This is a genomic window from Propionibacterium ruminifibrarum (assembly GCF_900289195.1).
GTDB classification, from domain to species: domain Bacteria; phylum Actinomycetota; class Actinomycetes; order Propionibacteriales; family Propionibacteriaceae; genus Propionibacterium; species Propionibacterium ruminifibrarum.
This window is the reverse complement of record NZ_OMOH01000004.1, coordinates 1-22888: the sequence shown is the minus strand read 5'-3', so window position 1 is coordinate 22888 and position 22888 is coordinate 1. Positions and strand designations below refer to the sequence as shown.

19 protein-coding genes are annotated in these 22888 nt (G+C 69.1%); 9 read left to right on the top strand and 10 right to left on the bottom strand.

Going from position 1 to position 22888, the window contains the following annotated elements; genetic code table 11:
* Positions 1-54: 54 nt before the first annotated feature.
* Positions 55-540, top strand: a complete 486-nt coding sequence (locus PROPJV5_RS05415; protein ID WP_119715337.1) for a CarD family transcriptional regulator — start codon at positions 55-57, stop codon at positions 538-540.
* 102 nt (positions 541-642) lie between these two features.
* Positions 643-1122 carry a 2-C-methyl-D-erythritol 2,4-cyclodiphosphate synthase gene (gene ispF / locus PROPJV5_RS05410; RefSeq protein ID WP_119715586.1) on the top strand — a complete coding sequence of 160 codons (480 nt, stop codon included), beginning with the start codon at positions 643-645 and terminating at the stop codon, positions 1120-1122.
* 52 nt (positions 1123-1174) lie between these two features.
* Here ispF and PROPJV5_RS05405 read toward each other — a convergent pair whose 3' ends face one another.
* Positions 1175-2314, bottom strand: a complete 1140-nt coding sequence (locus PROPJV5_RS05405; RefSeq protein WP_119715336.1) for a neutral zinc metallopeptidase — start codon at positions 2312-2314, stop codon at positions 1175-1177.
* A gap of 209 nt (positions 2315-2523) precedes the next feature.
* On the opposite strand from PROPJV5_RS05405, the gene PROPJV5_RS05400 reads away from it, so the two are divergent.
* Entirely contained in the window at positions 2524-4293 is a 1770-nt protein-coding gene (locus tag PROPJV5_RS05400; RefSeq protein WP_119715335.1) for a DUF2207 family protein, read from the top strand.
* Here PROPJV5_RS05400 and PROPJV5_RS05395 read toward each other — a convergent pair.
* The 9 genes from PROPJV5_RS05395 to PROPJV5_RS05355 all read right to left on the bottom strand — a co-directional run bounded on the left by PROPJV5_RS05395 (position 4256) and on the right by PROPJV5_RS05355 (position 17391).
* Positions 4256-5419, bottom strand: coding sequence for a VanZ family protein (locus tag PROPJV5_RS05395; protein WP_182858587.1), 1164 nt, complete (start codon positions 5417-5419; stop codon positions 4256-4258). The genes PROPJV5_RS05400 and PROPJV5_RS05395 overlap by 38 nt on opposite strands.
* 172 nt (positions 5420-5591) lie before the next feature.
* Entirely contained in the window at positions 5592-6914 is a 1323-nt protein-coding gene (locus PROPJV5_RS05390) for an anaerobic C4-dicarboxylate transporter family protein (RefSeq protein ID WP_119715333.1), read from the bottom strand.
* A gap of 383 nt (positions 6915-7297) precedes the next feature.
* A complete protein-coding gene (locus PROPJV5_RS05385) occupies positions 7298-8746 on the bottom strand; it encodes a glycine hydroxymethyltransferase (protein ID WP_119715332.1) in 1449 nt (482 codons plus the stop codon).
* An 88-nt stretch (positions 8747-8834) separates the two neighbouring features.
* Positions 8835-9920 carry a hypothetical protein gene (locus PROPJV5_RS13030; protein ID WP_119715331.1) on the bottom strand — a complete coding sequence of 362 codons (1086 nt, stop codon included), beginning with the start codon at positions 9918-9920 and terminating at the stop codon, positions 8835-8837.
* The gene (gene eccCa, locus PROPJV5_RS05375) at positions 9917-13873 is read right to left on the bottom strand and encodes a type VII secretion protein EccCa (RefSeq protein ID WP_119715330.1); all 3957 of its coding nucleotides are present in this window, start codon (positions 13871-13873) and stop codon (positions 9917-9919) included. Before eccCa ends, PROPJV5_RS13030 begins: the two co-directional genes overlap by 4 nt.
* Positions 13870-14736, bottom strand: coding sequence for a CpaE/TadZ family protein (locus PROPJV5_RS05370; protein ID WP_119715329.1), 867 nt, complete (start codon positions 14734-14736; stop codon positions 13870-13872). Before PROPJV5_RS05370 ends, eccCa begins: the two co-directional genes overlap by 4 nt.
* Positions 14733-16046 (bottom strand): type VII secretion integral membrane protein EccD, encoded by a 1314-nt coding sequence (eccD, locus tag PROPJV5_RS05365; protein WP_182858586.1) that lies wholly within the window; start codon positions 16044-16046, stop codon positions 14733-14735. Before eccD ends, PROPJV5_RS05370 begins: the two co-directional genes overlap by 4 nt.
* Positions 16046-16507, bottom strand: coding sequence for a hypothetical protein (locus PROPJV5_RS05360; RefSeq protein ID WP_119715327.1), 462 nt, complete (start codon positions 16505-16507; stop codon positions 16046-16048). Before PROPJV5_RS05360 ends, eccD begins: the two co-directional genes overlap by 1 nt.
* A complete protein-coding gene (locus PROPJV5_RS05355; protein ID WP_119715326.1) occupies positions 16504-17391 on the bottom strand; it encodes an FHA domain-containing protein in 888 nt (295 codons plus the stop codon). Before PROPJV5_RS05355 ends, PROPJV5_RS05360 begins: the two co-directional genes overlap by 4 nt.
* A 322-nt stretch (positions 17392-17713) precedes the next feature.
* Between PROPJV5_RS05355 and PROPJV5_RS05350 the strand changes: the two genes are divergently transcribed.
* The 6 genes from PROPJV5_RS05350 (at position 17714) to PROPJV5_RS05325 (ending at position 22865) form a co-directional block, all read left to right on the top strand.
* Positions 17714-18052 (top strand): hypothetical protein, encoded by a 339-nt coding sequence (locus tag PROPJV5_RS05350; protein WP_147385357.1) that lies wholly within the window; start codon positions 17714-17716, stop codon positions 18050-18052.
* Positions 18053-18161: 109 nt separating this feature from the next.
* Positions 18162-18464 (top strand): hypothetical protein, encoded by a 303-nt coding sequence (locus tag PROPJV5_RS05345; RefSeq protein WP_119715324.1) that lies wholly within the window; start codon positions 18162-18164, stop codon positions 18462-18464.
* Positions 18465-18472: 8 nt separating this feature from the next.
* The gene (locus PROPJV5_RS05340; protein WP_147385356.1) at positions 18473-19537 is read left to right on the top strand and encodes a DUF6177 family protein; all 1065 of its coding nucleotides are present in this window, start codon (positions 18473-18475) and stop codon (positions 19535-19537) included.
* The gene (locus tag PROPJV5_RS05335) at positions 19527-19856 is read left to right on the top strand and encodes a hypothetical protein (protein WP_119715322.1); all 330 of its coding nucleotides are present in this window, start codon (positions 19527-19529) and stop codon (positions 19854-19856) included. The genes PROPJV5_RS05340 and PROPJV5_RS05335 overlap by 11 nt, the downstream gene beginning before the upstream one ends.
* 4 nt (positions 19857-19860) lie before the next feature.
* A complete protein-coding gene (locus tag PROPJV5_RS05330) occupies positions 19861-20253 on the top strand; it encodes a DUF6507 family protein (RefSeq protein WP_119715321.1) in 393 nt (130 codons plus the stop codon).
* Between the two features lie 38 nt (positions 20254-20291).
* Positions 20292-22865: a GH-E family nuclease gene (locus PROPJV5_RS05325; RefSeq protein ID WP_119715585.1), complete on the top strand. Its 2574-nt coding sequence runs from the start codon at positions 20292-20294 to the stop codon at positions 22863-22865.
* Positions 22866-22888 lie beyond the last annotated feature (23 nt).

Here is a 22888-nt window from a genome sequence, read left to right as displayed (position 1 = left end):
CCGAGTCGACAATTAATTCGTATGGTAGAATCTCTCTTCGGAGAGGGGTTTCACATGACATATGAAATCGGTGAGACCGTCGTCTACCCGAATCATGGGGCGGCTGTCATCGAGTCCACTGAGACGCGCAAGGTGAAGGGTGAGGACAAGCTCTACCTGGTCCTGCGCATCCTCGGGCAGACCGATCTGGTCGTCCGGGTCCCCGCCGACAACCTCGACCTGGTCGGCGTCCGCGACGTCGTCGACGAGGCCGGTCTCGAGAAGGTCTTCTCCGTGCTGCGCGCCCCGCAGATCGAGGAGCCCGCGAACTGGTCGCGTCGCTACAAGGCCAACGTCGAGAAGCTCCACTCGGGCAATGTCCTCAAGGTCGCCGAAGTCGTCCGTGATCTGTGGCGTCGCGAGCAGGACCGCGGACTGTCCGCCGGAGAGAAGCGCATGCTCGCCAAGGCCCGCCAGATTCTCGTGAGCGAGCTCGCACTGGCCGAGAAGGTCGAGGAGGCCCGCGCGGAGGCCATGCTCGACGAGGTTCTCGCCTCCTGAGGCCCCGGCCTCACGGCCGAGCGCCGGTCCGGAGCCGCGGTGCTGGGGCCGGCGCGTATCCTGACGATCCTCAGCGCCCAGGAGTGACGAGTGAGCGTGGACCTGCCTCAGATCCGTACCGGCATCGGCACCGACGTCCATGCGCTGCGCGCCGGCGTCGAGATGCATTGCGCGGGACTGCACTTCCCGGACGAACCGGCCGGCCTGGCCGGCCATTCCGACGGCGACGTCGCCGCACACGCCCTGTGCGATGCCCTGTTCAGCGCCGCCGGGCTGGGTGACATGGGCTCGAACTACGGCACCACGGAGCCCGAGTGGGCCGGTGCGAGCGGTGTCGCATTCATCGAGGAGACGGTGCGGCGCCTTGCCCGGGCGGGTTGGCGGCCGGTCAACGCGGCGGTCCAGGTCATCGGGCAGCGTCCGCGCATGACGGCTCGACGCGCCGAGGCCGAGCGGGTGCTCTCGGCGGCCCTCGGTGCCCCGGTGTCGGTGTCGGCGACGACCACTGACCACCTCGGTTTTCTCGGGCGCGGCGAGGGCGTCGCGACGGTCGCGACCGCGCTCATCGCCTCAGCCGACTGACCGGCGCCCACCGCCGGCGCCGTGGCGTTGGTCCGGCGGGCGCTATGGCCGGTCACCTGACGCTGGACGCTGGCGCCGTGAACGCATTGCAGGTGGCCAGCTGCTGGTCGTTCACGCCGTCGAGGAACCACTGCTGCCGGCTCGTGCCGCGCCCGTGGTTGCCCTCATAAGTGCTGTCGCCGGTGAGCACGTCGTCACCGAAGGCGTAGAACATGTCGGACAGGCCGTCGACGTCGGAGTTCGTCATCCCCAGCGACTCGGAGACGGCGGCGGTGAACTCACCGGCGAAGCAGTCGGCCTGAACCTCGGTGCGGCGGCTGAACTCGTCGGCCTCGCTGCTGCTCACCCTGGACTCCCACGCCTTCTCCGAGTAGAGAATGCCCGTGCGGGCCTGGATGGCGTGGCCGAACTCGTGGGCCATCACGGCGTCGGCCGTGTGGGGCACGTTCGACAGGTCCTTGGGGATGATGTCGGTCAGGTCACTGGCGTAGTAGATCTGCTGGTCGACCATGCAGTACGCGGCGTTCTCCATCGGCATGTCGCCGCAAGGGGTCGAGATCGGGGTGCTGTAGACGGTGACGGTGGGTCGGACCGCCTCGTAGCCGGCCTCCTGGAGGGTCGGGGCCCAGACACGCATGAGGCAGGCGGTGAGCTCGTTGAAGTGCTCCTCGAGCTGCGCGTCGGTGGCCGTCGACAGGTCCAGGCCATCCAGCTCGCAGCGCACCGGGTCGGCGACGGCCGCGCTGTAGAGGCTGTTGTCCTCCATCAGCTTCGTGGCCTCGGCGTAGGTCTCGGGCTGGGGGATGGCGGGCGGGTTCGTGTCGGCGCTCGGCACCTCGTAGTCCTCGTTCTCGTAGCTGCCCGCATGCGTGGTCTCGGTCTGGCTGCTGGGAGCGCCGTCACCCGCGTAGCTCAGGACGACGTAGGCCAGCACCATGACCCCGAAGACGCCGAACAGGGCGAAGAGGAACCGGAGGGGACTCGACCGGCGGCGCCGCGGCGGCGTGGGGGCACCGGCGTACCGCGGGTACTGAGCGGCCTGCCAGGAGCCCTGGGCCGGCGGGGGGAGGGTGCCCTGCCCCTGCGGGGGCCACTGGCCCCGGACGGGCCACTGGCCGTAGCCGGCCGGCCCGGACGGGGCCGGCCACTGCTGACCCGGCCACTGCTGATTCGGCTGACCCCATTGACTCACAGGGCACAGACTAACCGACTCGGTTGTCGATCGCCGGTCCGTTCCCACCCCGACATGGCCGGTCGCGGCCTGTGCACTGATTCTGCGACCCGGACGTGGGATAGTTTCTCCGTAGGGTTCATCGCTGTTTCTCACCCTGACCGTTCTGCGCGTGCGCAGCACGAATCGACGCCGAGCCGAGTGGATCGGCCGACCAGAAAGGTGGCCTCATGGCTCACACCCGCAACATTCACGGCCTGCGCGCGGCGCGGCGCGGCGCGGCAGGCGCGCTGGCTGCGGCGGTCGCCCTGCTCGGGGTCCTCGTGCCCGGCACGGCACGGGCCGACGACAACGCCACCTCGCTCGAGGTCTCCGGCGTCGTCTCCGGTGACGGCACCCTCACCGTGACGGAGGAGTTCACCTTCGCGGACGGCTCGATGCCCGGCGAGCTCACCCAGCGGCTGGCCACGACCCGCGACGGCCTGAACGCCACCGTCTACCGGTACGAGATCTCCGACGTCACCGCCGAGGCGGACGGTTCCCCGGCCGGCGTCACCAGCACCACGGACGGCGACTACCAGGTCATCACCGTCGACGCCTCCCAGGCCGAGGGCGACACGCTCACCGTCAGCTACACCGTGCAGGGCGCCGCCCTCGCCGGCGCCGAGGTCAAGGACGCCGAGACCCTCACCACCGTCCAGTGGCGCATGGTGCAGGGCCTGTCCGTCGGTGTCGGCGAGGTCAGCGGCAGCTTCACCGTCGACTCCGAGACCCCGGCCTCGATCGCCGACGTCGACTGCGAGGCCGGCGCCCCGGCCGCCCTCACCAGGTGCTCCACGGTGCGGGGCGGGACCTTCGAGGACCCGTGGCCGGTCTTCACCAACGGCGCCCTCGGCGCCGGACAGGTTCTCGAACTCACCGTCAAGGTCCCGTCCTCGGCCGTCGCCCCCAACCAGATGCTCACCCAGCGCTGGAGCCTCGACCGCGCCTTCACCGCCCGCCCGCTGCAGCTCGTCGTGAGCCTGGGCGCCCTGGTGCTCGGCGGCGCCCTGTTGTGGGGCCTGCACCGTCGTCTCGGCCGTGACCACGCGAACACGTCCAAGGCAACCTCGGTCGTCGCCCGCTGGAAGCCGGTCGCCGCCGGCAAGGTGCGCTTCTCCCTCGAGGACGACGTCCGGCCCGGTGAGATCGGCACCATCGTCGACGAGCACGTCGACCCGGTCGACCTGACCGCCAGCGTCCTCGACCTGGCCGTCCGCGGCTACCTGCGGATCACCCAGCTGCCCAGCGAGAGTCCCAACAAGCCCACCGACTGGCTGCTCGAACGCACCAGCCCGACGAGCGGGGCCGCCGTGGATGAGCTGCACCCATACGAGCAGAAACTGCTTGACGCCCTCGTCGGCGACCAGACCACGTCGGTCCGGGTCTCCGAGCTGGCCCCGGTGGTGGGTGCCGTCGTCCGGGACATCCAGAACGACCTGTACGACGAGGTCGTCGCCAAGGGCTGGTTCTCCGGGCGGCCCGACGCGGCCCGCACCCGCTGGGGGGTCGCCGGCTGGACCATGCTGGCCCTGTCGGTCGTCGCCTTCGTCCTGCTCGTGGCCTTCACAACCTTCGGCCTGCTGGGACTGTCGCTGATCGTCGTCAGCCTCGGCCTCATCTACACCGCCCAGAAGATGCCGCGCCGCACGCTGGCCGGCGTGCGGGTCGTCCGCGGTCTCGAACTGCTGGCCATGGAACTCACCACGAAACCCACCGACTCGTTCCCCCGGCAGGACGCCTACGAGCAGATCTCCTCGGTGTTGCCGTACTCGGTCGTCCTGGGTGGTTTCGGCCGCTGGCTGGACGCCCTGGCCGCCGCCGACGACGACCCGGGCGTTCCCGACCCCGAGGACCTGTCCTGGTACCACGCGCCCGACGACTGGAATCTGTCGGACCTGCCCGATTCGCTGCGCAACTTCGTCACGACGATGCAGGGTCGCCTCTACTCGCGAGGCTGACGAGGCCGCCCCCGCCGGCCGGACCGGAATCGGCCTGCTCCTCGGCGGGCCGGGCCGGTTCACCGTCCAGGCTCCTGGCGTCGATGATGCGGCAGCCGGTGATGAGGCCGCTGATCCCTCGGGTGTCGAACCAGACGCTGGCGACGGCCGCGATCGTCCACAGGCTCGTCATGACGGGCTGGAGGTTCGAGACGAGGCACATGGCGCCGCCGACGACCATGGCGCGGGCCACCAGGCGCAGCCGGGAGGCCGGTGCCGGGCGCAGGTAGACGGTGCGCTGGCCGAGCGAGGCGCCGCTGCCGACGAGCGCCGGGACGGCGATGATGACGAACTCCGCCGCCACGGCACCGACGAGGCCCCAGCGCTGGATCTCGTTCCCGTAGTCGAGCCGGGCGTTCATCGGCAGGCCGTGCAGGCCGGTCCAGGCGACGACGCCGCAGGCCATGCCCAGCAGAAAGGCCCACGACCAGTAGATGCCGTCCAGCGCCATGCCCAGCCAGCGGCGCGCCCGCGTGACCGGCCGGGCCTCGCCGCGGCGCGCGGCCAGATGGCCGGCGTCGGCGACCAGACGCGGGGTGAGCGCCGCGATGCCGATGCCCACCAGGGTGCCGGCGGTGTTGGTCATGAGGTCGTTGATGTCGGCGATCCGGTAGGGGCAGGGCGCCAGACCCCAGTTCCCGGTGAACTGGGTGAGTTCGATGAACAGCGAGACGCCGAATCCGGTCACGAGCGAGCGCAGCGGACCCCAGCCCATGAACTCGCGGCAGATCAGGCCCAGTGGCACGAACAGTGCGACATTGAGAACCATCTGACGCACGTCCCAGCTGGCCAGGGCCTCCATCGGGGACATGCCCGCCAGATGGCGGGCCATGTCGGCGAAGTAGGTCACCGGGTTCAGCAGGAACTCGCGTGAACGTCCGGCGCAGAACGCCTCGGTCATGGCGGGCAGCGGGAACAGGGTGTAGGCGATGAGCGCCGTCAGGTAGATGACGGTGAGGACCGTCCATGCCAACCGGCCGGCCGAGAGGCGTCCGAACCGGCGGTACTGGTGGATCACCAGGGGTACGGACATGACCAGGGACAGGGCCCCTCCGACGAGGACGGATGTGATCGCTTGGTCGAGCATGCTCCGATTCCATCGCGCCGAGGGCTCATCGGGCATCCGTTCCGGGGATGAGACGCCGGATGATCGACGCCGCCACGGGCCGGGAGGACACGAGGGGCCGGGGGACACGAGCATCCGTGTCCCCCGGCCCCTCCGGAGCCCGGCGGTGTTCAGCCGGCCGCCACGGTCGCCGTCACAGCACGATCGGCGCCCACAGGAAGCCGAGCGCCACGATGACCGCGATCGACACCGTGCCCGGCACGACGAAGGGGTGGTTCAGCACGAACCTGCCCACCCTGGTCGAACCGGTGTCGTCCATCTCGATGGCGGCGACGGTGGTCGGGTAGTTCGGCAGCAGGTAGTAGTTGGCCACTGCCGGGTAGCAGGCCATGATCGTCGGCGAGCTCAGCCCGATGGTGACGGCCAGCGGGATGAAGACCCTCGTCGTCGCGGCGTGCGAGAACAGGATCGGCGAGGCGAAGTAGAGCACCACGGCGAACAGCCACGGCACCGCGTGCAGGGCGCCGCCGGTGGCGTCGATGAGCGTGTCCTTGTAGGCGCCGAAGAAGACGTTGCCCATCCAGGCGACGCCGAGGATGCAGATCGCGGCGCTCATGCCGGCGCGGAAGGTGGACTGGCTCGCGATCTTGGCGACGTCGTGTCGCGAGACCAGGCAGATCACGGCGGCGCAGGTGAGCATGATGAGCATGATCGCGCCGGTGGCGTCCATCGGCGGGTTCTCCATGATGCCGATCTGGTCAGAGCTGAGGGTGGCGTAGACGACGATGAGCAGCACGGCGCCGAGGAAGATCCACAGGCTGGTGATGGCGCCCTTGGCCGGCTGGTAGTCGGAGCTCATCGTCGAGGCCGAGGTGTGCGATACCAGGCCCTTGGCCTCGCGCTCCTGGTAGACCGGGTCGTCCTCGAGTTCGCGACCCTGCCGGGAGGCGACGACGGCGCCGACGACACAGCCGATGAAGGTCGTCGGGATGACGATCGCCAGGATCTGCAGGTAGCCGATGCCTCGGGTCTGCTCGACCGAGGTGAGCAGGGCGGCGGTGGTCGCCGAGATCGGCGAGGCGGCCACGGCGATCTGCGAGGCGACGACGGCGATCGACAGCGGCCGGGACGGGCGGATCTTGTTCTCCTTCGAGACCTCGACGATGACCGGCAGCACCGAGTAGGCGGTGTGGCCCGTGCCGCACAGAAACGACAGCAGGTAGGTCGACAGCGGGGCCAGGTAGGTGATCTGCTTCGGGTGCCTGCGCAGCATCACCTCGGTGAGATGGACCAGGTGGTCCATCGCGCCGGCCACCTGAAGGGCAGCAATGGTGCAGATGACCGGCATGATGATGCCGATCACCGTCCAGGGGATGTCGGCGTCGACATCGGTGGACAGGCCGGTGGCGATGAGAACGAGGGTGCCGGCGCCGCCGGCCAGACCGACACCGACGCCGCCGAGGCGTGAACCGGCGAACAGGAAGACGAGCAGGATGACGAGATGAAACCAGATCATGGGGGCTCCGATTTGAGAGTGCATGAGGGGCGGTGCGTCGCGCCGCTCAGTCATGACTTTATGCCTCCGGTCCTTCCTGCGGGGCGCATGTCCGCGCCGTGCACACTCTCACTTGATCGGGGATACATGTGCACATGCCGGCACGGGGTCCCCGTTGGTGCACCGGTGGGTTCGATGCTGATTCGGCGTGCGGGGGAGCCCGTACCGCCTGGTCCCCGGGTCGAGGAAGGGACCTTGCACGGTCATTGAGGGCCCGGCATCGTCTCCCCGGCCCGGGCCGCCTGCAGTGGTCGCTCAGCAGGCGCTGTGACGGCTCGCACGAGAATGCGGGGGCCGCGTCGAGCGCGGCCCCGCATTCATGGATCACTGGCGCGGCAGGCCTGTCACAGCTCCAGGCCCGGGTACAGCGGGTTGTTGCCGAGCAACTCGTCGGCCTCGGCGTGGACGCGGGCGGCCAGGCCGTCGGCCATGGCGTACTTGGCCTTGCCGGGCAGCCCCTTGCTGTTGGCCGCCGGCCGCGTGCCCTCGAGGGCCTCGCAGATGAGCCCGGCGACCCGGTCCATGTCCTCGGGCGAGAACCCGCGGCTGGTCAGGGCCGGTGTGCCCAGCCGGATGCCCGAGGTGTACCAGGCGCCGTTCGGGTCGCGGGGGATCGCATTGCGGTTGGTGACGATGCCGGCCTCGAGCAGCGCGGACTCGGCCTGCCGGCCGGTGAGGCCGAAGCTCGTGGCGGCGTCGACGAGCACGATGTGGTTGTCGGTGCCGCCGGTGACGAGCGTGGCGCCCCGCCGCAGCAGCCCCTCGGCCAGCGCCTTGGCGTTGGCGACGATGTCCTGGGCGTACTGGGCGAAGGCGGGCGTTTTCGCCTCGGCCAGGGCGACGGCCTTCGCGCTCATCATGTTGCCGAGCGGCCCGCCGAGCACCATCGGGCAGCCGCGGTCGACGTCGGCGGCGAACTCGTCGTCGACGAGCACCATGCCGCCGCGCGGGCCGCGCAGGGACTTGTGGGTCGTGGTGGTGACGACCGGGGCGTTGGCCACCGGGTCCTCGTCGCCGGTGAACACCTTCCCGGCGACCAGGCCGGCGAAGTGTGCCATGTCGACCATGAGGGTCGCGCCGACCTCGTCGGCGATCTCCCGCATCGTGGCGAAGTTCACGCGGCGCGGGTAGGCCGAGTACCCGGCCACCAGGACGAGCGGTTTGAACTCGCGGGCCTGGGCGCGGACCGCGTCGTAGTCGACCAGGCCGGTGGCCGGGTCGGTGCCATAGCTGCGCTGGTGGAACAGTTTGCCCGAGATGTTGGGGCGGAAGCCGTGGGTGAGGTGGCCGCCGGCGTCGAGGCTCATGCCCATGAGACGCTGCTCGCCGAGCCGGTGGCGCAGTTCCTCCCAGTCCTGCTCCGACAGGTCGTTGACGCTCTTGGCCCCCAGCTCGGCGAGCCCGGGCGTCTCGACGCGGTGCGACAGGATGGTCCAGTAGCCCACGAGGTTGGCGTCGATGCCCGAGTGGGGCTGGACGTAGGCGTGGTCGGCGCCGAAGAGCTCCTCGGCGTGCCGGGCCGCGGCCGCCTCGACGGTGTCGAGGTTCTGGCAGCCCGCGTAGAAGCGGTGGCCGACGGTGCCCTCAGCGTACTTGTCGGAGAACCAGGTGCCCATGGCGAGCAGTGTCGGCAGCGAGGCGTAGTTCTCCGACGCGATGAGCTTCAGCGAGGTGCGCTGGTCGGTCAGCTCCTGGCGGATGGCCTCGGCGACGGTGGGCTCAGAGGTCTCGATGACCTTGAGCATGGCCTGGTAGGCGATGCTCGCCTGCTGCGTGACGTCGATTCCGGTCACTGGGACTCCTCCGGTCTGAGCGGTGCGCGTCGGGGCCACCCGGGGCTCCGTCGGGCGCGGCACCGAACGATGTTTCCGGAAACCAAATCTAACCGAGCACGTCGCCGCGGCGAGCCCGTTCTTGGCCGGTGGGCACGGGCTCGTCCTGCTCCCCGGGGTCCTCGGGCGCCCGCCGGGCCGCCCGGGCCGGCGCGGCGTCCTCGGGCTCGAGGGGCTCGTCGGGTTCTGGGGCGATGCCCCGCGTGGGTGCGGCGGTGAGGGGCGTCGGGTCAGGCGGGGCGCCACGAGCGGGGAGCGGGCCGGTCGCTGTCGGTTCGGGCGGGCCGTCGGGGACGACGGCCATGGGGACCTGGGCCGGGGAGACGGCGCTCCGTGGAGCGGGTTCGGGCGGGCCGTCGGGAACGGCTGCCATGGCGGCCAGGGTACGGGGCGCAACGACCCGGTCCCCTGGCCCGGTGGCGGTGGCCTCGGCGGGTTCAGGGGCGCTGATCCCGGCCGGAGTGGGTGGGCTGTCAGCAGCCGCCACGGGGGATTGGGGCGTGGCGGGTTCGGCCCCGGCCGGCTCCGGCATCCTGGTGATCCTGGTGGGCCAGTCCTCGTCCTGCGGGGCGGTCGGCACCCGGACGAAACCGGCCAGCAGGCCGCCCAGCCTGTCGAGCGCCGACGCCAGCGCCTTGTCGGCCAGGTCGAGCCTGATGGGGCCGGTGGATCCGAGGACGGGGGAGCGGGGCAGTTCGATGTCGGGCCGCAGGATCTCGCGGGCCAGCTGCTCATCGCGCCGGCGCATGGCGGCGGAGGCGCACACCACGACGAGGACGCGGCGGCGGATCTGCTGGCCGAACCGTTCGAGCAGGCCGTCCACGGCGGCCCGGGTGGCCTGTGCCGCGGCGATGCCGGGGCCGCTGACCAGGCACAGCGCGAACTCGGGCACTTCGAGGGCGTCGGCGATGGCGGCCTCCATGCGGCCCGCGTCGGTGACCTGCATCTCGCTGCCGGCGGGGCCCTGCGCGGCCGGCTCGTCCGGGGCGATGCGCTGGCCGAGCGTGCCGCCCGAGTGGTCGCAGGCCGCCGTGGGGATCCCGCGGGAGCGCAGCAGGGCGATGATGAGCGCGGCGACGGTGGTCGTCCCGGCACCCCCGGCCGTGCCCGCCACGAGGAGTGACTGGGTGCTCATGCGACCTCCTCGTGCCGCCGGTCGCCCGAGGCCGAACCGGGCTCGCACGCGGCCTGCACGATGACCGGGCGCTGCCCGCGGCGCAGCAGCTGGCCCCTGCCGGGCGGCATGGTCTGCGCGTAGACGCGCGGCATGATCTGCCCCTCGGAGCGGTCGCCGGACATGAGGAAGGTCGTGCCGCCGGTGTCGCGCAGCCCCTGGATCGCCTCGGTGTACAGGGCCCTGGTGATCCCGGCCACCGTCCGGGTGAGGACGACGTTGAAGCCCAGATCCCTGGCCGAGGGCAGGTAGGCGACGATGGGGTGCAGCGGTTCGGTGCCGCCGGCGTTGAGGATGTCGTAGTCGTCGACCATGAGTACCACTCGCGGCGACCTGGCGCGCTCGGCCGGGGTCATCGCCGTCCGTGATTCCAGCTCCTTGGCGATCGAGGCGGCCAGCCCCGCGGCGTCCCGGGTGCTCTTGGCATGGCCGGCCAGGTACTCCTCGGGGATCGCGGCCGGGACGGTGCCGCGCGAGTCCATGACCGCGATGACCAGCTCGTCGCTGCTGAACCTCGTCACGAGGCCCCGCGCCAACGTGCGCAGCAGGGTGGACTTGCCGCAGCGGGCGTCCCCGAGGACGAGCAGGTGCTGGTCGGTGTCGAGCAGTTCCCAGAAGGCGTCCTCCATGGAGTCCTGGCGCACGCCGAAGGGCACCGCGTCGGGTTCCTGCTCGGGGGGCGTGAGCTGGGCGGGGTCGAGCGCGACCGGCAGCAGGCGGATGGGCGCCGCCGCCGGCCCTCCCCAGGTGCCCGCGACGCGCTTGGCCAGTTCGGACAGGGCGTCGCCGAGGTCCTCGTCGGCCGCGTCGTCGAGCACCGGCAGGCTCAGCTGGGCGAACAGCTTGTCGTCGGTGAGCATGCGGCCGCGCTGGTCGGCGCCGATCGTCTGCGAGAGTTTGCGGTCGATGACCGAGTCGGTCGGGTCGTTGAGGCGGAACTCCAGGCGGGTGCCGAACCGGGACTGCTGGTTGATGCGCAGCTCGTTCCAGCGCCCGAGGGCGATGACGAAGTGGAGGCCGTAGCTGCTGCCGCGCACGATGAGGTCGTTGACCTGGTCGGAGAGCTCCTCGAACTCGTTGCGCAGCAGGCCGAAGCCGTCGACGAGGACGACGATGTCGGCGCTCGGCAGCTCGGGCAGGGAGCCCTGGGCGTGCAGGTGGCGCAGGTGCGCCATCGATTCGATGGCGCGTTCCTGGAAGAGCCTCTCACGCCGGGTGAGCATGCCCGTGAGCTCCTCGACGAGGCGTCGCAGCCGGTCGCGGCTGCCGCGGGTGGCCACGCCGCCGACGTGGGGGAAGCCCTCGAGGCGGGCCAGACCGCCGCCGGTCAGGTCCATGCCGTAGACGCTGACCTCCCGCGGGGTGTGCGTCAGCGCCAGCGAGGCGGTGAGGGTGCGCAGGAAGGTGGAGCGGCCCGAGCCGGGGGCGCCGATCACCGCGACATGGCCGCCGCTGGTGGTGAGGCTGAGCCGCCACGGCTGCTGGGACTGGTGCGCGGGGTCGTCGACGAGGCCGATCACCGCGGACAGTCCGGGGTCGGGCTCGTCCTGGGAGAGGACGTCGTTGAGGGTCAGGCGTTCGGGCAGCGGCGGAAGCCAGACCGGGCGCACCGCGCGGGCGTCGTCCCGCAGGCGCGCGACGCAGGCGTCCACCAGGCTCTGGCCGACCTCGGGCTCGGTGAGCTGGGGCGCCGCCTCGACGTCGCCGCTGGTCCGGCCGGCGGCGATGGTGTTGTAGAGCGGCAGCGCGAAGGGCTCGGCGAACTCGGCCTGCACGTCGGTGTCGACCTCGTCCTCCTCGACCGGCCCCGAGACGTAGCCGGCCCGGAAGCGCCGGTACACCGAGGTGTCGACCTTCAGATAGCCGTACCCCGGCACGGCCGGCAGGTGGAAGGCGTCCTTCGTGTCGAGGACCACCTGCGACTCGCTCTCGGAGAAGGTGCGCAGACCCAGCCGGTACGACAGGTAGGTGTCCAGGCCGCGCAGCTTGCCGGACTCGATGCGCTGGCTCGACAGCAGCAGGTGCACGCCGATCGACCTGCCGATGCGGCCGATCTGCAGGAAGAGTTCGCTGAACTCGGGTTCAGCGGTGAGCAGTTCGCCGAACTCGTCGATGACGACGAACAGGTGCGGCATCGGCGGCAGGTCGGCGCCCTGCCGGCGGGCCTCGCGGTAGTGCGTGATGGAGGGCAGGTGCCCGGCGTCCTTGAGCATCTGCTGGCGGCGCACGACCTCCCCCTGGATGCTGGCGCGGGCGCGCTCGGTCAGGTGCGGGTCGTCGGCCAGGTTGTCGATGAGGCCGGCCAGGTGCGGCAGGTCGGTGAAGGGCGAGAAGGCGGCGCCCCCCTTGTAGTCGACGAGGATCATCGACAGGTCCTCGGGGGAGTGCGTCATGGCCAGGGCCAGGACGAGGGTGCGCAGCATCTCGGACTTGCCCGAGCCGGTGGCGCCGATGCAGATGCCGTGCGGGCCCATGCCGAACTGGGCGCTCTCCTTCAGGTCGAGCAGCACGGGGGAGCCCTGGTCGTCCAGGCCGATCGGCACGCGCAGGAAGTCCGCGGCCGAGCGCGGCGCCCACGCGGCATCCTTGCTGATGTCGTCGGGCGAATCGATGCCGAGCAGCTGGCGGACGTTCATGACCGGCGTCTCCTGCTCCTCGACGCGGTCCTCGGGGCGCAGCCGCAGCGGGCACAGGGTACGGACCAGGGATGTCATGCGGGCCTGGCTGGTGCGGTCGACGGCGATGGGGCCGATCGTCGCCGGCTCGCGCCCGAGGAGTTCAAGCCGCGCCCCGCCCTCGCCGACGGCGAGACGGGCCGAGACGTCGCTCGGCTCGTGCAGCCGGTCCTGCAGCAGGTGGATGACGGTGATGCCCACGTCCGCCGGCCCGAAGGCGCTGTCGGGCAGCGGCAGGGGGCTGGCGTTGGAGCCCCACTCGTCCATGACGACGAGCATGCGGGGCGTGTGCACCGGGGAGGCGGTCATCGAGCGGCGGCTCAGGCCGGCCTGCTCGACGCGGTCGGTCAACTCGGCGCCCAGCACGCGGGCCAGGGAGCCGACGTCCGGGGCGACGCGGCGGGCCGGCACGGGCCCGTCGAGAAGGCGCGCGTTGACCATGTGCGGCAGCTGGTCGAGGCCCGCCCAGTCGTCCATACGCGACGGCGGGCAGGCCAGCGCGATCTTCAGGTCGTCGGGCGAGTGCAGGGCGGCGGCCTGGGACAGCAGCGTGCGTGCCGCGTTGAGCACCTCGGCGCGGTCGCCGATGACCGAGATGTCGCCCGCGGCGTCGGCGGGCAGGCGGACGGGCATGCCCGCGATGACCTGGTGGCCGTCGATGAGCCGCCTGGCCTCGCCGGCCAGCACCGGGTCGGGCGGGTTCATGGGCGACTCGGCGTCGTTCATGGTCAGCCTGATCCACGGCAGGTCGGCCGTGCCCACCCGCAGGGACAGGAAGTCCGCGTCGCCCATGCGCCGCTCCCACAGCCGCGCCGGGTCGACGATGATCGACATGAGGCCGTCCGGTGTCGGGCAGCTGGCGACCGCCTGCTCGCGCACCTGCTGAACCTGCTCGTCCAGTTCGGCGTGCATGCCCTCCAGGTAGTCGAGGTAGAGCTCGCGCTGGTGGGCGCGCTGGCGGATGGCCTGCCCGCGGCTGCTGAAGGTCATGAGCACCCCGCTGACGATGGCGACGAGCAGGACGACGGCGGCGATGAGCATGTACACCGGCTGGCCGTTGCGCATGACGACCATCATGAGTGTCGAGCTGAGGGCCCCCACCATGGGCAGCAGCAGCTGGGTGGACATGCCGCCGCTGGGCCCGTCGCCGGCGCTCGGCGGGGACGAGATCGTGCGGGGCTCGGGCCGGGTGAGCGGCTCGGTGACGCGGGCTGGGCGGTGGATGATGCGCAGGCTCATGGGACGATGCCCCCTCCGGCATCGGGTGTCTGCTGGCAGGCGGTCATGAGGGAGGCGGTCAGTTCGAGGACGGCGTTGCGGCTGCGCTGGCTCAGGGCCGTGCTGCGCGCCGGGTCCGCGCCGAGCCGCGTCGGGTCGTGCGGCATGAGGACGGCAGGGCGCGGCAGGGCGCGGCTGAGCAGGCGCAGCTGTCGTCTGCTGACGCCGCCGCGGGTGTCGTTGATGCACACCAGGGGCGCGTGCCCCTCGTCCTCGAGCCAGGTGGCCTGGGCGATGGCCCGGGTGAGGCGTTCGCGTGAGGCCCCGGCGACGAGGCAGGTGGCGTGGTTGGACGCGGCGATCGTGCTCAGTTCGTCACGGTCGCGCACCCCGAAGTCCGTGACGACGAAGTCCGGGAACCGGGAGATGGGTGCCAGCCTGTCAGCCCAGTCGCGCAGGTCGAGACAGCCCGGGAACGTTTCTCGCGTCAAGTCGAGGCACGCCAGCCCGGAGGCCGTGCGGGGCAGGCCGGTCATGGCCTCGGCCAGGGTGGTGGGCGGGCGCGGCTCGTCGCCCTCGACGCCGGCGCGTGCCGCGGCCAGTTCCTCGTCGGCCAGCCGGCGGGCGTCGTCGCTGAGCCCGGCCCGTACGCCGGCGCCGGGGCCGTTGCGGCCGGCGTCCACGAGGACCACCGGGCCCCGGTGCCGGCCGGCCATCGTGGTGGCGACCGCGGCGGCGATCGTCGAGCAGCCGGTCCCGCCGTCCACGCTCACGACGGCGACGCGGCGGGCCAGGGGGACGGCGCCGTGCAGGGCCCGGTCGGCGTCGAGCAGGAAGTCGAGCCGTGCCCCGGGCGTTGAGCTGAGCAGTGAGAGGGCCTTCACCGTGAGAAGACCTCCAGCAGGTCGGAGAAGACGCCGAAGTGGCCGAGCAGCAGCGGCACGGTGGCGACGACGGCGATCAGCTCGGCGAGGTTCGCCCAGGTGCGCACCCGGGCCGCGGTGTGCTCGGGGACCGGTTTGACCAGGACGAGGGCGAGTGCCGCGGCGACGGCGGCGATGACCAGGCCACGTAGCGGGCCGGCCAGCGGCGTGCAGGCGAGCAGGACCGCCACCAGGGCGGTGAGGGCACCGGCCAGCGCGACGACCTGTGCGGTGAACGGGAAGAACCGTGTGCGGCAGACGATGACGATCCCCAGCGCGCAGGCCAGCCCCCAGCCCCACTGCGAGGGGTGTGATCCGACGAGCAGGCACAGTCCGCCGGCGGCCAGCACGGCCAGCGCCAGGGTCAGCCCGGTCATCGCGCGGAACGAACCGTCGATGGCCTCCTGCGCGGTGCCGCGGGCCGGGGGCCTGCCGGCGATCGCCGCGTCCTCGAGCTCGGTCAGGCCCGACAGCGACAGGGCCGCGGCGGGCACCAGCCCGAGCCCGCAGACCGCGGCCGTGGCGATGACGGCGCCCACCCCGGTGACGCCCATGCCCAGGGCCAGCAGGATCGGCAGCGCCGCGCAGCCGACGGCTCCGACCACGCCCGTGGCGAGCATCGGCCGCTGCCCGCCGGCGAGACCGGGGGCCAGCGCGACGACGAGCCAGGCGCAGGCCAGACCGGTCGCGGCGGGCACCAGGACGGGGTGGGCGCCGGACAGGTCGGTCCCGGCGACGGCGCCGGCCCCGACCGTCCCGGCGACTCCGATTGCGGCCGAGACGACCGCCGTCGCGGGCCAGGCCCGCCAGGCGCGGCAGGCGGCGACGGCCAGCAGTACGAGGACGACGGCGGCGGTGACCGCGGCGGCGGGCAGCGCCGAACCGGCCTGCCAGGTGGCCAGCCCGGCCAGCGGCGCCTCCAGCAGCACGACGCACAGGCGGGCCGTGTCGAGCGACCAGCGTCCGCGGGACGAGCTGCGACGGTCGGCCGTGGCCCCGACCAGGTCGGAGACCTGCGGGGGCGGGGGCGTCTGGTCGGCGGGGCGGACGAGCAGCAGCTGCCCGTCGCGCACCTGCTGCTCGGCGAGGGAACGCTCCGTGTCGAGCTGGATGCCCTCGGAGGTGGTCAGTGCCACGCCGGCGCCCCCGGGGCTGGTCTCGGACAGCATCTCGAGCAGCCGGGGCAGGACCGTGACGAGCGGTTCCGAGCTGGGCACGACGAGATCGCCGCGGTGCTGCGATCCGTGCACCGTCACCCGCGTGTAGTCCATCAGGTGCGCTCCTTCGGGTAGACCTGCAGCGTCTCGGGGTCCACCTGGTACTTCGTGGTGGGGTCGATGAGTCTGCGGGTGCGGGTGTCCACCTGCCATCCGCTCCTCGTGTCGTAGGCGAGGCCGTCGGGGGCCATGGCCCAGCCCGTCTCGGGGTCGATCGGGTAGCCGGTGCGGGGGTCGACGCTGGTGCCCTCGTCGAGGGTGGAGGTGCCCTGGATCGCCGATCGGTAGTTCGCCGAGGTGGTCGACATCTTCTGCTCCTGCAGGGTGTTCACGACGAACGAGCCGCCGAGGCAGCCGGCGCCGATCACCGCGGCCAGCACCGCCGAGCCGACGAACCGGCCGACGTTGTTGGTGACGGTGCGCCGGTCGGGCAGGGTGCCGAAGGTGAGGGCCGACAGCAGCCGCTGGCGGCGGGTGCGGGTGGCCTCGACGAGGATGCGGTCGCGGTCGATCATGCGACCCTCCTGCCGTCGGTGATGAACAGGCTCTGCTCGCCGCAGTCGATGCGCGTGCCGGGGATGATCGGCATCCGCATGCGCGGCACCATCGCCACCGGCTGCTCGCCCGGGCGCCGGATGCGGGTGCCGTTGCCGGAGTCCAGGTCGGTGGCCCACAGACGCCCGTTCTCGTTCTCGAGCAGGACGTGCGCCCGGCTCATCGTGCGCGTGAAGTCGGGCAGTTCGAGGGTGGGCAGCGGCTCGGCGCCGATCTGGCGCACCGGGTAGCGGCCGACGAGCAGCGGGCCGACGAGCGGTGTCAGTTTCTGGCTGGTGGCCACGAAGCAGCCCGGGGGGCGCGCCGCGGGCTGCGCCGGGGGCGTGGTGGCGGGGGTCGGCAGCGAGCGCGGTTTCGCGATGGCCCTCAGATCGCCCAGGTGGGGGACCGTGACGAGGAGGGGGTCCTCGGTCCGTGCGTCGGCGACGAGCAGCAGCCGCGGGGCCACGAACCGGGACGGCGCCAGCCCGGTGAGGCTGTCGAGCGTGCGCAGCCGCAGGGCCGCCCCACCGACGAAACGCCCCCAGTCGCGCAGACACCACAGGCCGAGGCCGGCGAGCGCCCCGAGGAGCGCCACGGCGACCAGGACGATGGCCCACGGGTGCCAGCCGCCGCGCGCCGCGGCGACGACCAGGGCCACCACCGGGACGAGCAGACACAGGGCGTCGAGGGCGAGCGCCGCGATGAGGCGCTCCTGGTCTGCCGGGCGCAGCCGCGTGCGCCACTCCTCGGTGTCGAAGGGCCAGGTGGCGGTGGTCGGGTGACCGCAGCTGCCGCAGACCGCCGTGCCGACGAAGGGCGTGCCACAGCGCCCACACACGATGGTGGGGACGGTGGCTGGCATGATGACCTCTTCCGGGGGGCTGGCTGAGACGTCTTTCAGCCTAACCGCTGATGGGAGACGAACCGGCCGCCGGTCTGCATCCCAAGCCGGGGGTTCACCGCCAGTCACGGTGAAACGCCGTGTGACGAGGGGTTCGCCTGTCCCTTAGGGGTGTCTGTGGGGGTTTTCTGGGGGCGTGTCGGTGTCGGAATGTGCTGCTCAAGGGGATGCCTGATCGGTACCGTACTGCACGTTTGCGGCCGTTTTTTCGGTCCACGTCTGACCACCCCGCCCCGGTGGTTCGTGTGCTCCGGGGTCAGCATGAAGGAGGCCTTGACCGGTCATGGGTATGAAGTTCGCGATGCAGGGCACGGCGTTGTCGGACCATGCGAAGAAGACCGACGCGTCGAGCAGTGACCTGGGGGCGATGGTGCTGGCGTTCGTGCAGGCGGCAGAGCCGGTCGCCAAGAGCATGAACGGGCCGGTGAAGGCGTCGTTCAACTCGTTCAAGCAGAACGCGAATGCGGTGGCGGACATGCTCAACACCTCGCTGCAGGGCATCCTCAACTCGACAAACGAGCAGGGCAGGGCGTTCCAGCAGCACGCCGAGCAGGCCACCGAGGTGTTCAGCAGCAGCCAGGCCGGCGCGAACTTCGACGCCGCGGTGGCCCGCAACGTCTGACCGCTTCCCTCGGGTCTGCCTTTCGTGGTCTTCCTCGTTTCGTCTTTGATTCCCAATCCGTTCTGTTTTTTGGAGTGTGCCTGTCATGGATTACTCAGGTTTTGACAATGTGAACGACGCCGATCGCAATGACTACAACATCGCCGACTCCCAGACTGCTGGGGCGAACATGAGGGCCGCGGCCGCCCAGCTGCTTGCGGTGCTGGACTCGCACGACGCCGATGTGAAGTCGCTCATGGCGAACTACGAGGCAGAGGGAGTGTCCGACCAGATGCACCAGTTGGAGGACAACTGGAACAAGGCCGGGCATGAGGTGCGTCAGATCATCGCTCAGCTGATCGGGGCGATGGAGGAGTCCGACCAGGTCGCCCAGACCGCCCTCCAACGAGCCGGCAGCGCCGTCCACCTGTGAGCACAACAGTGACAAGCGGGCAGGCGCCGCTTCGGTTCGGCCAGCTGCCCGTTATCGATGGGGTCGCGACGAACGCGGTGGTCTACCACAGCTACCGCAAGCGCCTCGACCTGAGCCCCGCGCTGGGGCAGTTCCTGCTGCTCGCCCGCATGCAGCAGCTGCGCCCCGTCCTCGTCACCGACGAGGACGCCGCCCTGAGCCGCCTCCTCGGCTTCGAGATGGCGGCCTCAATGGGTTCGTGGGTCACCATGCGCGCCGACGGGCACATGATGGACGCCCTGACCGGCCGCGACCTGGACACGCTGGATCAGCTCGACGATCCCGTCGCGATGAGCCGGCTGCCCCGCCTCGACATGCCCGGTGTCGACCCGCAGGCGGCCGGAGCCGTCGGCTTCGACATCATGGTGCACCACCGGGCGACCGAGGAGCTGCGGGTGGGTTCCCTGGCCGAACTCGTCTTCGCGACCCTTGGGGCCCCGGCCCCCGATCTGCTGGGTTTCACCGAGCCGCTCAGCCGGCCGTGGGATCGGCGGGCGCTCACCATGGACGCCCGCCGCCACATGCCGAGCACGCCGATCTACCGGCTCTCGGCGCCCGCGCCCGGCGCGGTGGCGACGCTCCAGTACGAGCGCGGCGCCTCTGGCTTGAGCGAGCACCTGTGCGGCACCGTGCCGATTGGCTCCTACGGCGAGGCCGTCGAACGGGCCGTCGAGCTGTCCACGGCCGTGCTGCGGAGGGTTCACGAGGCGTTCACCCCGGTGTTCGCCATGACAACGCTCATTGACGATGACCCGGACGGCTACCAGCACGTGCGCTCGCGGCGACCCGAGTACCCGCTGGGCATCATGGCGGGCCCGTGGGCGATCAAGGAGTCTGGTCTCGACGTCGACGAGATCGTCACCCGGCACGGCGGGATGCGTCTGGGCCGCTCGCTGCTTCCGACCGTGCTCGTGCCCTTCTTCGGCGATGAAGCGCCGTGGAGGCAGCTCTGCGACGTGTTCCGCAGTGTCGGACTGCCCGGCCTCAGCCATGCCCTCGGGCTGGACGGAAACGGGGTTGGCAATGGCCGTTGAACTCGTCCTGCTGAGCGGCACCGCACCCACCTGGCAGGACTGGGAGGCGGCTATCACCGCGATCATCCCTGGCGGAGAGCTGCATGAACTGGTCGACGGGTCCTGTCTGCTCCGCGACCACAACAACGACGGCATCCTCACTTGGTGGCCACCCAGGGCCCTGGCCGTGGCTCGAGAGGCCACGGGGACGTTCGAGGACGTCCGGGCCGGGCAGGTGTGGACCGACATGGCATTGCCCTATGCCGATTCCCGCACTGGGCGGGTGATCTGCGCCGAGCTGGCGCGCAGGCTGGGCGGACGCGTGATGGAACGGAAGTGACACGATGAGTAGCTGGAAGATCGACGGCGCGCAGGTGAAGGTCGTCCTGGATAACGTAACGACCTACGCGGATCAGTTCCAAGAAGGTCTGAGTGAGGACGAGTTCACCGATCTGGAGAACTGCCTGACAGGCGGGGCGACCGAGGGGTCGGCCGGCGTCAACTCGGTGATGGGTTCGGTGCCCACGGCGGTGGATAATCTTATCGCCTCGCTGGGTGATGATCTGACCTCGATTGGCAACTACATACAAGCAGGCGCCTGGGGGGTGGCGAGCGCGACCGTGGCGTACAACCAAGGCAATGAGGAGATGGCCGCCACCTTCCAGTCTGAGATGATCACTGCGGCTCAGACCGGCGATTTCACTTTCTTCAAAGAGAACAACGTTCTAGGCGAGTAACTTCCAGTAAGAATCGATGATCTCGAGGGGATCTAGTAATGGCAGCATCGATGACCATGAGTATGGACGGGGGCGGCGCTTCCGGTTTGGTTGACCCGGAAATGATCCCCAAAATCGATACAAGTTACGTGACGGATGCCGCGACTGAGTTGCGCAACATGAGCACAGCTGTTGGTGACAATGTCGATGACATAGTGACAGAGTGGGCAAGACTCAAATCACCTGGTGTTTATGAGGCGCCAGAGTCATCAACGGTATACAACCTGCTTGATCCTGCGTCGAGTTCTGCCGATGGGGTGGAAACAGCGCTCAGTAGTGCAGCTGACGCACTTGATGATTTTGCCGATGCGCTTGATGTGATAAAGCCCGATCTTGATGCCGTGCGTGAAGGCGTGCGAGAATTTCGTAAAAAGGCATTGGCGGGCGAAGACACGACAAAGACTGTTGTGGAATACATACCCAACTCTTCGTTATCGCAAATGAAAAAGCAAACAATTCATGCCGATTGGTTCAGTGCGCCTGAAAGGTACTCTGACGAGAATAACCACTGGATCGCCAAGATCAATGATCAAGTCGCAAAGATCATCAATGCCGAGAATGAGTGCGCAAATACCATCAACGGGCTGGTTTCGGATGACATCGAACAACTTCCGACAGATATTACTGGGGCTGAGTTAGACGGGCAAGCCCTCCCTTGGGGGCAGAGAACCGAACGAGAGGCGAGTAATTGCGGCCAGTCAGTAGCGATGGGTATCTGGGATGGTGTCGCTGGCATTGTAAATGGTGGCCTCTCATTTCTTAGTTACAACCCGCGTACAGGTGACTTGGGAGATTTTTCACACGCAGGTCAGTCAGTCCTTGGTGTGGGCAAACTTGGGCTTGCTTTTCTTCTTTCGTGCGGCTTCGCTGGTGTTTCGATCAGCTATCCTCTTAAAGTGATCGGTAAGGAGATCGGTGTAGATCCTCTGGGGAAGCTCGCTGAAGAGAATCAAGTTTTCGCTTGGTATGAGACAATGGTTGCGCCCTTGGAGGATGCTTTTGGTGGTCTCTTCAACATCTACCCCAACTCGGACAAACCTCTTGCGGCGTGGCGAGATGATCCCGTCAGGGCAGCGTCTTCCACGGTGATAAACGTCGGCTCCTTTTTCATTCCGAGTGCCGATCTTGGCAAGGCGGGTGCGGTCGGGGCTGATGTCAGCAGGGGTGCGAGATTTACGCGTTATGGTGCGAGAACAGCCGGAATTATCGCAGACACCATTCTCCCCGGTGGCTCATATGTCGCGAAAGCTGCTGCAGATATTGGTGTCAGAGGCGCAGGAGTAGCTTCCCGGGCAAGTGAGAGTCTTGGCGTGGTTGCTCGAGCATCGACCGCGGTCGATAACATGCTTCTCCACGATTTGGGGAAAACTCATTCTGTTCCCGATATGGGGGGTGTAACCTCTGATCTTAGAGGTGGCGGCGCTGGTGGTGTTGATGCTCCGTCTCTTGGTGACGGCGGGCCAGATCTCAACGGCGTTGGTAGTTCTGCTGACCATTCAGTGTTGCCAGATACATCGCACCACAACGCTCCAGACCTGGGCGGATCAGAATCTGTTAGCTCTGCCAAGACTGCTCATGGTGGGGATGATCCGTCAAATCAGTCTGGTTCTGGCGTGGAGAGTGCTAGAAGTTCCTCCGAGGTGCCGCAGCGTGCCGAGGCCGGCAATTCGGTGGGTGCCAATGATGCTCCTGAGACGGGCGCGGCCAAGCGTGCTGCGGTTGATAATAGCGCGCCTGAGGCTGGATCGTCTGCTCCGGCGCCGGATGCGACTGGTGGTCATGGCGATGCTGCTGGTTCTTCCAGTAGCGGGTCGCATGGCGATGGCGATGTCACGGCTCGTCGGAGCGAGTCAAGCGACTCGGCTGGTAATGGGGTAGATGGTGATGGTGAATCTGGCAGCGCGGAAAGAAAGCACGCGACGGAAACTGTTCCGGCGAAGGATGCGCCGCGCCCGTATACTGCTGACGATGTGAGGCAGGCTCTAGAGGATGCTCCGCGTGATAAAGATGGGAACCCGTTGGATCATCGCACCGGAGAGCCATTGCTTTCTGAGGATTCTGCTGGTCGTCGTGGCTGGGAGATGCGCTGGGATCCCTCCTCTGAAACATGGGTTGCTGAGAACCGTGGGAATGGGTACCCGAATGGGCTTCCACCTACCGGTGAGCCAAACTCGTATGGGTATGATTCGAACGGGACTCGAATGCCGTATGCGAACTCGCGTCCCTCATACGACCCGGGAGATCCAGCCAACGGAATACCGAGCCAGGAAGAACGCGTCTTCGAGGCTGCTAGGAATGAGGATGGAGAGGTAATCGTCAGGGACATAAATAACCAAGAGAGGGTTGTCGAGTGGGAGCCGGGTGAACCGCACAATGACATGGATTCTGGATGGGACATGGGACACAAACCCGGTAAAGAGTATGCTAAGATGAGAGACAAGTATCTCAATCACGAGTACAGTCCTGACCCCATCGAGAATGAAAGGCTGTTCTTGGAGGACTACCGCAACCCGGATAATTACATACCCCAGGATCCGCTGCGAAATCGATCTCACATGGATGAGATTCCGTGATGAGGGTTCTTGTGGTGGTTTGT